The organism is Streptomyces sp. TP-A0356, from assembly GCF_001417775.1.
Classification (GTDB): Bacteria; Actinomycetota; Actinomycetes; order Streptomycetales; family Streptomycetaceae; genus Streptomyces.
Genome location: NZ_BBZJ01000013.1, coordinates 384,482 through 396,308 on the forward strand (window position 1 = coordinate 384,482; position 11,827 = coordinate 396,308).

At 70.1% G+C, this 11,827-nt stretch carries 7 protein-coding genes; 3 read left to right on the top strand and 4 right to left on the bottom strand.

Going from position 1 to position 11,827, the window contains the following annotated elements; all coding sequences use genetic code 11:
* Positions 1-84: 84 nt before the first annotated feature.
* The gene (gene hemW / locus ASC56_RS05055) at positions 85-1,317 is read right to left on the bottom strand and encodes a radical SAM family heme chaperone HemW (protein WP_055490177.1); all 1,233 of its coding nucleotides are present in this window, start codon (positions 1,315-1,317) and stop codon (positions 85-87) included.
* Positions 1,318-1,362: 45 nt separating this feature from the next.
* Positions 1,363-3,288, bottom strand: coding sequence for a SpoIIE family protein phosphatase (locus ASC56_RS05060; protein ID WP_055489963.1), 1,926 nt, complete (start codon positions 3,286-3,288; stop codon positions 1,363-1,365).
* Positions 3,289-3,468: 180 nt separating this feature from the next.
* On the opposite strand from ASC56_RS05060, the gene ASC56_RS05065 reads away from it, so the two are divergent.
* Positions 3,469-6,714, top strand: a complete 3,246-nt coding sequence (locus ASC56_RS05065) for a HAMP domain-containing protein (protein ID WP_234376846.1) — start codon at positions 3,469-3,471, stop codon at positions 6,712-6,714.
* Positions 6,715-6,726: 12 nt separating this feature from the next.
* The gene (locus tag ASC56_RS05070; RefSeq protein ID WP_055489965.1) at positions 6,727-7,302 is read left to right on the top strand and encodes a two-component system response regulator; all 576 of its coding nucleotides are present in this window, start codon (positions 6,727-6,729) and stop codon (positions 7,300-7,302) included.
* Positions 7,303-7,326: 24 nt separating this feature from the next.
* Here ASC56_RS05070 and ASC56_RS05075 read toward each other — a convergent pair whose 3' ends face one another.
* Together ASC56_RS05075 and lepA are read right to left on the bottom strand one after the other, a co-directional pair.
* Positions 7,327-9,201: a long-chain fatty acid--CoA ligase gene (locus tag ASC56_RS05075; protein ID WP_055489966.1), complete on the bottom strand. Its 1,875-nt coding sequence runs from the start codon at positions 9,199-9,201 to the stop codon at positions 7,327-7,329.
* A gap of 254 nt (positions 9,202-9,455) precedes the next feature.
* Positions 9,456-11,324, bottom strand: a complete 1,869-nt coding sequence (gene lepA / locus ASC56_RS05080; protein WP_055489967.1) for a translation elongation factor 4 — start codon at positions 11,322-11,324, stop codon at positions 9,456-9,458.
* A 231-nt stretch (positions 11,325-11,555) separates the two neighbouring features.
* Here lepA and rpsT point away from each other — a divergent pair, with 231 nt between their 5' ends.
* Positions 11,556-11,822, top strand: coding sequence for a 30S ribosomal protein S20 (rpsT, locus tag ASC56_RS05085; protein WP_055489968.1), 267 nt, complete (start codon positions 11,556-11,558; stop codon positions 11,820-11,822).
* The last annotated feature ends 5 nt before the right edge of the window (positions 11,823-11,827 follow it).

Genomic DNA, 11,827 nt, shown 5'->3' on the forward strand with positions numbered 1-11,827 from the left:
CGCCGCGCACTGTCGGCGGCCGCCTAGGAACCAGGTCAGGGGAGCGAACCGGCGTTCCGCGCCCATTCACCCGCGGGAGGATGATCAGTCCACCAGGTCCCGCACCACGGCGTCCGCCAGCAACCGCCCCCGCAGCGTCAGAACGGCCCGCCCCTCCCGGTACGGCCCCTCCTCCAGCAGCCCGTCCGCCAGCGCCCGACGCGAGGCCGCGAGGCCCGCCTCCCGCAGCAGCGACAGCGGCACGCCCTCCCGCAGACGCAGTTCCAGCAGGATCCGCTCCACCCGGCGGTCCTCCTCGGACAGGACCTCCCGCCCGGCTCCCGGGGAGCGGCCTTCCGCCAGCGCCGCCGCGTAGGCGCCCGGGTGCTTCACGTTCCACCAGCGCACGCCGCCCACATGGCTGTGGGCGCCGGGGCCCGCGCCCCACCAGTCGGCGCCGCGCCAGTAGAGCTCGTTGTGGAGGCAGCGACCGGAGGCCGACGTGGCCCAGTTCGAGACCTCGTACCAGTCGTAGCCCGCCGATCCGAGCACCTCGTCCGCGATCAGGTAGCGGTCCGCGTGGACGTCGTCGTCCGTCATCGGGATCTCGCCCCGGCGGATGCGACGGGCCAGCTGCGTGCCCTCCTCCACGATCAGCGCGTACGCCGAGACATGGTCGGGGCCCGCGCGCAGCGCCGCGTCCAGCGACGCCCGCCAGTCGTCGTCCGACTCCCCCGGGGTGCCGTAGATCAGGTCCAGGTTCACATGCTCGAAGCCCGCCGCCCGCGCCTCCGCCACACAGGCCTCGGGGCGGCCGGGCGTGTGCGTACGGTCCAGGATCCTCAGGACGTGCGGACGTGCGCTCTGCATGCCGAAGGAGATCCGGTTGAAGCCGCCCGCGCGGAGGGTGGCGAGATACTCCGGGCCGACCGACTCCGGGTTCGCCTCCGTCGTCACCTCGGCGTCGTCCGCGAGACCGAACTCGTCACGGATCGAGGCCAGCATCCGTACGAGGTCGCCGGCGGCCAGCAGCGTCGGCGTGCCGCCCCCGACGAAGACCGTGCGCACCGGGCGCGGGTCGTCGCCCAGCACCTTGCGGGCCAGCCGGACCTCCTCGATCAGGGTCTCCGCGTAGTTGTCGCGGGACGCCAGCACCCCGCCCGTGCCGCGCAGCTCCGTCGCCGTGTAGGTGTTGAAGTCGCAGTAGCCGCAGCGTGTGGCGCAGTAGGGCACGTGGAGATAGAACCCGAGGGGCCGCTCGGCGGCCCCGGCCAGGGCGTGCGTGGGCAGCGCCCCGTCGTCGGGGACGGGCTCGCCGTCGGGAAGTGCGGAAGGCATGTCCTCCATTGTCCCGTACCGCCGGGACTCCGGCGTTTCCCCCGCTCACTCCGCCTGCAGCACCAGCAGCGCCAGATCGTCCTCCGGCGGCCTCCCGCCGAACTCGTGCACCAGTGTCCTGATCCGCTCCGCGATCAGCTGCGCGCTCAGCCCGGCGCAGCCGGCGAGCGCGGCCGCCAGCCCGTCCCCGTCGTCGAACTGGCGCGACCCGCTGCGCCGCTCGGTGACCCCGTCCGTGACGCACAGGAGCGTGTCGCCGGGGTGCAGCTCGAAGGTCTCGCACGTGTACGTCACGTCCTCGACGACCCCGAGGAGCGTCTGCGGCTGCGCCACGGCCCGTACGTCGCCGTCCGGGCCCAGCAGCAGCGGCAGCGGATGCCCGGCGGCGGCGAGCGTGCAGCGCACCCCGCCGTCGAAGGGGACCAGCTCGCCGTAGAGGAGGGAGAGGAAGCGGGCGTGGGGGCCGTCGTGGGCGACCGGTACCGGCGTGCCCGCCGCGATCAGCGCCCGCGCCGCGGCGTCCGAGGCCTCCGTGGCGTCGTCGAGGAGGAGCTGGTTGAGGCGGTCCAGGACGTCGGGGACCGCGTAGCCCTCGCGGGCCAGCAGCCTGAGCCAGGGCCGGGCGAGCCCGATCACGACCGCCGCCTCCGGGCCCTTGCCCTGGACGTCGCCGAGCGCGAAGCACCACCGTCCGTCGCCGGCCGGGAAGAGGTCGTAGAAGTCGCCGCTCGGGCCGCCCTTGTCGCACGGCTCGTAGACGAGCGCGCTGCGCACCCCGGGGATCTCGGCGACCGCGCCGGGCAGCAGCCCGCGCTGCAGCACCCGGCTGATGGTGGCCTGGCGCGCGTACTGCCGGGCCGCCCCGATGGCCAGCGCCACCCGGCGGCTGAGGTCCTCGACGAGCCCGGTGACCTCGTCGGGGAAGCGCAGCAGTCCCGCCCGCCCGATGACGAGCGTGCCAAGCGGCCGGCCGCCGGCGATCAGCCGGTAGGCGAGCGCCGCCCCGGACGCGCCGCGCGTACCCAGCGCCTCACCGGGCCAGGGCACGGGCACAGCCCGGGAGCGCACCGACTCGGGCAGCCGGGGCGGGTCCTTCTCCAGTGCCCGGCGCAGTTCCTCCATGCGGTTCTCGCTGCCGTGCCAGACGCGGGCGAGGCGCGGCCCGGCGGCGATCACCGAGTCGGGCCCGTGCCAGCCGCTCGCCTCGTCCTCCAGCCACACCGCGCACCAGTCGGCGAGCCGCGGCACCAGGAGCTGGCCGGTGAGCGCGGCGACCAGGTCCTCGTCGAGCTGCCCGGCGAGCAGGTCGGAGGCCTCGGCCAGGAACGAGAGAGCGCCGCGGCCCCGCCAGTCACGGTCGTGCGCGCCGCGTCCGGACTCGGCGAAGGCGGAGAGTTCGGGCCCGAGTATCTCGGCCGCGCTCAGCCCGCGCTGCAGGGCGCTCTCGGCGGCGTACGCCTCGATCTGCTCCTCGGCGTCCAGGGCGCCGTCCAGGGGCAGCAGTGCCCAGACGGTCTTGGCGCCGGTGCGGTAGGTGATCCCCCAGGCGGTGGCGAGCGTGGAGACCAGCCGCAGTCCGCGCCCGTACTCGGGTATGCCGTAGGGGCGCTCGGTGCCGTCGTCCCTCACCACGCGCGAGGGGTGGTGGTCGGAGACCTCGACGACGACCGCGGCCGGCTCGTCCTCCGCGTCCTCCAGCCGGCAGACCACGTCGACGTCCGTGCCCGCATGCACCACGGCGTTGGTGACGAGTTCGCTGACGACGACCAGGGCATCGTCGGCCAGCCGCTCGGTGAAGGCGTCGGGCCCGGCGGACCGGGCCCACTCGGTGAGGGCGGCACGCACGAACCGGCGGGCGGCGCCGGGCGCGAGCGGGCCTCCGGGCAGCGTCGTACGCGCCACCGCACGGTCGGGCGCAGGCATACCAGGGGCACGGGACAAGGTCTCCCGTTGCGTCGGAATGACCCCCATGGACAGCTCCCCGAGGAGTTCGGACGAATACGCCTCTGACGATGCGGACAGAGTGACAGACTGACCCCGCCCATAAGCGCCGAGTTACCGAAGTGGGCCGTCATGAGTGAGAACACCGCTACAGATGTGGTCGAAGACGGACAGATTCAAGCATCGGATCTGCGTCCTCTGCTCGCGGCGATGACCGCGGCCCGGGACGGCGACTTCACGAAGATGCCGGAGACCGGCCACGGCCCGGTGGCCGAACTGGGCGCTGTGTTCAACCAGATCATGGACCGCAGTGCGCACTTCACCTCGGAACTGCGGCGTGTGAAGCGGGAGTTGGTACGGCACGGCCGGCTCGACGAACGGGTCTCCGCGAGCCCGGGCCAGGGCGCCTGGGCCTCCCGGGTCGACGACGTCAACCAGGTGCTGGACGCCCTGGTGGCCCCGGCGGCCAACGCGACGCGCGTGCTGGACGCGGTGGCCGGCGGCGACCTGACCCAACGGGTCGATCTGCACGACGGCAGCCGCCAGTTACGTGGCGACCTGCGGCGCCTCGGCCGCGCGGTGAACACGATGGTCGACCAGCTGTCGCTGTTCACCGGCGAGGTGACCCGGGTCGCGCGCGAGGTCGGCACGGAGGGACGGCTCGGCGGCCGGGCCAAGGTGCGGGGTCTGTCGGGCAGTTGGCGGGACGTGACCGAGGCGGTCAACACCATGGCCTCCCGGCTGACGGCCCAGGTACGGGACATCGCCCTGGTGACGACGGCGGTGGCGCGCGGGGACCTGACCCGCACGGTGACGGTCGAGGCGACCGGCGAACTGCTGGAGCTGAAGCTCACCGTGAACACGATGGTGGACCAGCTCTCCGCGTTCGCCGACGAGGTCACGCGCGTGGCCCGCGAGGTCGGCACCGAGGGCCGGCTCGGCGGCCGGGCCCAGATGCTGGGCGTGTCCGGCGTCTGGCGCGATCTGACGGACAACGTCAACTACATGGCGGACAACCTGACCTCACAGGTGCGCAACATCGCCCAGGTCGCGACCGCGGTGGCCCAGGGCGACCTCTCCAAGAAGATCGACGTGGACGCCCGCGGCGAGATCCTGGAGCTGAAGACCACCATCAACACGATGGTCGACACGCTCTCCTCCTTCTCCTCCGAGGTCACCCGGGTGGCCCGCGAGGTGGGCAGCGAGGGCCAACTGGGCGGCCAGGCGCGGGTCGAGGGGGTGTACGGCACCTGGAAGCGCCTGACGACGAACGTGAACGAGCTGGCGTCCAACCTCACCACCCAGGTCCGCGCGATCGCCGAGGTGGCCTCCGCCGTCGCCCAGGGCGACATGTCCCGCTCCATCACGGTGGAGGCGCGCGGCGAGGTCGCCGAAGTGAAGGACAACATCAACCTCATGGTGGCCAACCTCCGCGAGACGACCCGCGCGAAGGACTGGCTGGAGTCCAACCTGGCCCGGCTCGCCGCGCTGATGCAGGGCCACCGCGACCTGATGGAGGTCGCCGACCTGATCCTGCGCGAGCTGACCCCGCTGGTGAACGCGCAGTACGGGGCGTTCTACCTGGCCGATCAGGACGAGGACGGCGCCTCGGTGCGCACCACCGCTCCCGCGAAGGGACTCGCCTTCATCGCCGGGTACGGCTCGGCGCAGGAGACGACCGTCGAGACCGGCGGCCTCCCGGTCCACGGGCTGGTCCGCCAGGCGGCACGCGAGAAGAAGCGGATCCTCGTCGAGGGGGCGCCGCCGGACTACATCAAGATCAGCAGCGGGCTGGGCGAGGCGGCCCCGACCAGCGTGGTCATCATCCCGATCCTCTTCGAGGACAAGCTGCTCGGCGTCATCGAACTGGCGTCCTTCTCCCGCTTCTCCGACGTCCACCTGGCCTTCTTCGACCAGTTCGTGAACACCATCGGCGTCGCGATCAACACCATCATCGCCAACTCCCGCACGGAGTCCCTGCTCGGCGAGTCCCAGCGGCTGGCCATGCAGCTCCAGGAGCGCTCGGACGAACTCCAGAAGCAGCAGGCGGAGCTGCGGCGCTCCAACGCCGAGCTGGAGGAGAAGGCGGCACTGCTCGCGACCAGCTCCCAGTACAAGTCGGAGTTCCTGACGAACATGTCGCACGAGCTGCGCACCCCGCTGAACTCCCTGCTGATCCTGGCCCGTCTGCTCTCCGACAACCCGGACGGCCATCTCTCGGACCAGGAGGTGCAGTTCGCGACGACGATCCACCGCTCGGGCTCCGACCTGCTGCAACTGATCAACGACATCCTGGACCTGTCGAAGATCGAGGCCGGCCGGATGGACGTACGCCCGAAGAGGCTGCCGCTGATCAAGCTGCTCGACTACGTCCACGCCACCTTCCGCCCGCTCACCCTGGACCGCGGGCTCGCCTTCGAGGTGACGGTCGGCAAGGACGTACCGCGCGAGATGTACTCGGACGAGCAGCGGCTGCAGCAGATCCTGCGCAACCTGCTCTCCAACGCCATCAAGTTCACCGCGACCGGCGGGGTGGAGCTGACCGTCGACCTCGTCAAGGACCCCGACCACCGCCACAGCCGCGAGGACACCGACGAGATGATCGCGTTCGCGGTCTCCGACACGGGCATCGGCATCGCGGCCGAGAAGCTCCCGGTGATCTTCGAGGCGTTCCAGCAGGCCGACGGCACCACCAACCGCAAGTACGGCGGCACGGGCCTCGGCCTGTCCATCAGCCGGGAGATCGCGGGCCTGCTGGGCGGGAAGATCATCGCCGAGAGCGTGCCCGGCAAGGGGTCGAGGTTCACGCTGTACGTGCCCGTCGTCAGACCCGGGCACCATGCGGCCGGGGCCACACCGCAGGACCGTCCGGCGCCGGTGCCCGAGCAGGTGTCCACCGAGCCCCCGACCGGGCACGACACGGACGAGGCCTGGCCCGCGCCGGCCAAGCTGGAGGCGTGGAAGTCGGGGCGGGCCGGCCAGGTGCTGCCCGGCCGGCGGGTGCTGATCGTCGACGACGACATCCGCAACGTCTTCGCCCTCACCCATGTCCTGGGCCGCGTCGGCATGCCCGTCCTGTACGCGGAGAACGGCCGTGAGGGCATCGAGACACTGGAGCGCAACCCGGATGTCGAACTCGTCCTGATGGACATCATGATGCCGGAGATGGACGGCTACGAGACCATCTCCGCGATCCGCCGCACGCCCCGCTGGGCGGGCCTGCCCATCGTCGCGCTGACCGCGAAGGCGATGCCGGGGGACCGCGAGAAGTCCATCGCCCGGGGCGCCAACGACTACGTACCGAAGCCGGTGGACGTCGACCGGCTGCTGACCGTCGTCTGCGCTCTCCTGGACCCGAAGAGCACGGCGGCCGACGCGGGCCGGGACACGGCGGACTCCGCCACCGACGGAACGAGGGCTCCGGCCGAGCCCGCCGCTGAGCCGATCACCGAGTGAGGCACCATCACCATGCGTACTGAGGAAACGACCGACGACCGCGCCGGCATCCTCCTTGTCGACGACATGGAGGACAACCTGATCGCGTTGGAGGCCGTCCTGGGGTCCTTCAACGAGCAGTTGGTGCGGGCGCGTTCGGGCGAGGAGGCGCTGAAGGCGCTGCTCCAACAGCGCTTCGCCGTCGTCCTGCTGGACATCCGCATGCCGGGCATGGACGGTTTCGAGACCGCCGCGCACATCAAGCGGCTCGACCACACCAAGGACGTCCCCATCATCTTCCTGACCAGCTCGGACGCCGACGCGGGGTACGCCTTCCGCGGATACGCGACCGGGGCCGCCGACTATCTGACGAAGCCCTTCGACCCGTGGGTGCTGCGCGCGAAGGTGACGGTGTTCCTCGATCTGCACCGCAAGACCCAGCAGCTGGAACGGACTCTGGCCCGGCAGCGCACCCACTGCGCCCGGCTGAGCACGGGTCTGGCGGTTCTCGAGAAACAGCTGTCCGGGGACGGTCCCCCGGACCTGGCGGAACTGCGCGTCCAGGTCCGGGAGCTGAGGGAGTGGGTGGAGGGGGGCTGCGCCTCGTGAGGGGGGCGCACCCACGACGGTCCCCTATGCCTCGCGCGAGCCGGCGTACATCTCGTCGATGAGGTGCTGGTACTCCCGCTCCACCACCGGCCGCTTCAACTTCAGGCTCGGCGTGATCTCACCGTGCTCCACATCGAGGTCCCGCGGCAGGAGCCGGAACTTCTTGATGGTCTGCCAGCGCTGAAGCCCCTGGTTGAGCTGCTTGACGTAGCCGTCGACCATCTCCACCGTGGCGGGCGCGGCGACGACCTCCGCGTAGGACTTGCCCTCCAGCCCGTTCTCCTTCGCCCACTCCAGGATGGCGACCTCGTCCAGCGCGATGAGCGCCGTGCAGAAGTTACGGTCGGCGCCGTGCACCAGGATGTTGGAGACGTACGGGCACACCGCCTTGAACTGGCCCTCGACCTCGGCGGGCGCGATGTACTTGCCGCCGGATGTCTTGATGAGGTCCTTCTTGCGGTCGGTGATCCGCAGATAGCCGTCGGGCGACAGCTCGCCGATGTCCCCGGTGTGGAACCATCCGTCCGCCTCCAGGACCTCGGCGGTCTTCTCCGGCAGCCCGTGGTAGCCCTCCATGATGCCGGGGCCGCGCAGCAGGATCTCGCCGTCGTCCGCGATACGCACCTCGGTGCCGGGCAGCGGCTTGCCGACCGTGCCCGTGCGGTACGCCTCGCCCGGATTCACGAAGGAAGCCGCGGAGGACTCCGTGAGGCCGTAGCCCTCCAGGATGTGGATGCCGGCACCCGCGAAGAAGTACCCGATCTCGGGGGCGAGGGCGGCGGAGCCGGACACGCAGGCACGCAGCCTGCCGCCGAACGCCTCGCGGATCTTCGCGAACACCAGCGCGTCCGCGGTCTTGTGCTTGGCGGCGAGGCCGAAGGGCACGGCGTGGGTGCCGGTGCGGCGGAAGTTGTCCTGCGAGACCTTGGCGTACTCGCGCGCGACCCCGGCCGCCCACTGGAAGATCTTGTACTTCGCCGCGCCGCCGGCCCGTGCCTTGGCCGCGACCCCGTTGTAGACCTTCTCGAAGATACGGGGCACGGCCGCCATGTAGGTCGGCTGCACGACCGGCAGATTCTCGATGATCTTGTCCACGCGGCCGTCGACGGCGGTGACGTGCCCCACCTCGATCTGGCCGGAGGTGAGCACCTTGCCGAAGACGTGCGCGAGCGGCAGCCACAGGTACTGCACGTCCTCGCCGCTGACCAGCCCGGTCGCCGCGATGGCCTTCGCCATGTACGCCCAGTTGTCGTGCGGCAGGCGCACACCCTTGGGGCGGCCGGTGGTGCCCGAGGTGTAGATGAGGGTGGCGAGCTGGTCCCTGGTGATCGCGCCGACCCGCTCCTTGATCAGCTCGGGGTGCTTGTCCAGATGGGCGGCGCCGCGGGTCTCCAGCTCGGCGAGGGTGAGCACCCGGTCATCGGTCTCGACGCCCCTGGGGTCGATCACCACGACATGGGTCAGCTCGGGCAGCTCGTCACGCTTCTCGCGTGCCTTGGCGAGCTGCTCGGCGTTCTCGGCGATCAGCACCCTGCTGCTGGAGTCCGACAGGATGAACGCGGACTCTTCGGCGTTCGTCTGCGGGTAGATGGTCGTCGTGGCGGCGCCGGCGCACAGGATGCCCAGGTCGGCGAGGATCCACTCGACCCGCGTCGAGGAGGCGAGCGCCACCCGCTGCTCCGGCCGCACCCCCAGCTCGATCAGTCCGGCCGCGATCGCGTAGACCCGCTCGGCGGCCTGCGCCCAGCTCAGCGACTTCCAGTCGTCCGGCCCCTGACCCGAGGCGGGGGGTACGGGGTAGCGGTATGCCTCGGCATCCGGAGTGGCCGTCACGCGCTCCAGAAAGAGGGCCGCCACGGACGGCGGACGGTTCTCGATCAAAGTCTGTGTGTCGCTCACGACATCCTCCGGGGCCCGCGACGGTGCGGCTGGCTCATTGCGGCTGGCTCATTGCGGCTGTTCTCACTGGCGAGCTGTTGTTTAACTCGCGAGTAACTATCGAGCAGAGATCAGGGTAGAGCCCGACCGGCCGGTTCGTAAGGGGCGGCGGCCTGTCGCTTCCTACAGAGAGCGACCACCCGCACGCACAGGGGCCCATCGCGCTTTCGTGCGACGAGCCCCTGTTCCACCCGGTTTGCCGGGGTAACCCGCGGTTACTTCTTGCCCTTGGCCGGCGCCGCGCTGTCATCACTGGAGAGCACGGCGATGAAGGCCTCCTGCGGAACTTCCACGGAACCCACCATCTTCATCCGCTTCTTGCCCTCCTTCTGCTTCTCCAGCAGCTTCCGCTTACGGGAGATGTCACCGCCGTAGCACTTGGCCAGGACGTCCTTGCGGATGGCGCGGATGGTCTCGCGGGCGATCACCCGGGAGCCGATGGCGGCCTGCACCGGCACCTCGAAGTTCTGCCGCGGGATGAGCTCCTTCAGCTTGGCGACGAGCCGTACACCATACGCGTACGCCTGGTCCTTGTGGGTGATCGCCGAGAAGGCGTCGACCTTGTCGCCGTGCAGCAGGATGTCCACCTTGACCAGGGAGCTGCTCTGCTCGCCGGTGGGCTCGTAGTCCAGCGACGCATAGCCGCGGGTCTTGGACTTCAGCTGGTCGAAGAAGTCGAAGACGATCTCGGCCAGGGGCAGCGTGTAGCGGATCTCGACCCGGTCCTCGGAGAGGTAGTCCATGCCCAGCAGCGTGCCGCGGCGGGTCTGGCACAGCTCCATGATCGCGCCGATGAACTCGGTGGGCGCGAGGATCGTGGCCCGTACGACCGGCTCGTACACCTCCTGGAGCTTCCCCTCGGGGAACTCACTGGGGTTGGTGACCGTGTGCTCGGTGCCGTCCTCCATGATCACGCGGTAGACGACGTTGGGCGCGGTGGCGATCAGGTCGAGCCCGAACTCGCGCTCCAGCCGCTCGCGGATCACATCGAGGTGCAGGAGCCCCAGGAAGCCGACGCGGAAGCCGAAGCCGAGGGCGGCGGAGGTCTCCGGCTCGTAGACGAGCGCGGCATCGTTGAGCTGGAGCTTGTCGAGGGCCTCGCGCAGGTCGGGGTAGTCGGAGCCGTCGAGCGGATACAGCCCGGAGAAGACCATGGGCTTGGGGTCCTTGTACCCGCCCAGGGGTTCCTGGGCGCCCTTGGCCTGGCTGGTGATGGTGTCACCGACCTTGGACTGCCGGACGTCCTTCACACCGGTGATGAGATAGCCCACCTCACCGACCCCGAGCCCGTCGGCCGCGATCATCTCGGGGGAGTTGACGCCGATCTCCAGGAGCTCGTGGGTGGCGCCGGTGGACATCATCCTGATGCGCTCGCGCTTGTTGAGCTGCCCGTCGATGACACGGACGTAGGTGACGACGCCCCGGTAGGAGTCGTACACGGAGTCGAAGATCATCGCGCGGGCGGGCGCGTCGGCGACACCGACCGGAGCCGGGATCTGCTCGACGACCTTGTCGAGGAGCGCCTCGACACCCAGACCCGTCTTGGCGGAGACCTTGAGCACGTCGTCGGGCGCGCACCCGATGAGGTTGGCGAGCTCCTCGGAGAACTTCTCGGGCTGCGCGGCCGGCAGATCGATCTTGTTGAGCACGGGGATGATGGTGAGGTCGTTCTCCATCGCCAGGTACAGATTGGCGAGGGTCTGCGCCTCGATGCCCTGGGCGGCGTCGACGAGGAGGATGGTCCCCTCACAGGCGGCGAGCGACCGCGAGACCTCGTAGGTGAAGTCGACGTGCCCCGGGGTGTCGATCATGTTGAGGATGTGCGTGTTGCCCGGATCGTGGGTGGGAGCCCACGGCAGACGCACCGCCTGGGACTTGATCGTGATGCCGCGCTCGCGCTCGATGTCCATGCGGTCGAGGTACTGAGCGCGCATCTGCCGCTGCTCGACCACGCCGGTCAGCTGGAGCATCCGGTCGGCGAGCGTGGACTTGCCGTGGTCGATGTGCGCGATGATGCAGAAGTTGCGGATCAGAGCCGGGGCGGTACGGCTCGGCTCGGGCACATGGCTAGGGGTCGCGGGCACGCAGGGTCCTGATTCTTGAGGCGTCCGCAGTCGCTGCGGTCTCGGGTCGGATCGATACGTAGCCTCCATGGTCCCACGCGCGGGAGGCTGCGACCGGTTTGGGCGGGCCGGAAGGCGGCTGGTAGCCTGGGTGGCTGTGTCTCCTGCCCTCTCAGCAGAGGCACGTCTTCAAGAAATCACCGGCGCGTGGGACGACCAGTCTCGCGTGCCTGAACCTGTAAAGGCTCATTCGTGGCGAACATCAAGTCCCAGATCAAGCGGAACAAGACGAACGAGAAGGCGCGCCTTCGCAACAAGGCCGTCAAGTCCTCGCTCAAGACCGCGATCCGCAAGGCTCGCGAGGCCGCTGCCGCGGGTGACGTCGAGAAGGCCACCGAGTACCAGCGCGCCGCCGCGCGTCAGCTCGACAAGGCCGTCTCGAAGGGCGTCATCCACAAGAACCAGGCCGCCAACAAGAAGTCGGCGCTGGCCACCAAGGTCGCGACCCTCAAGGGCTGACACTT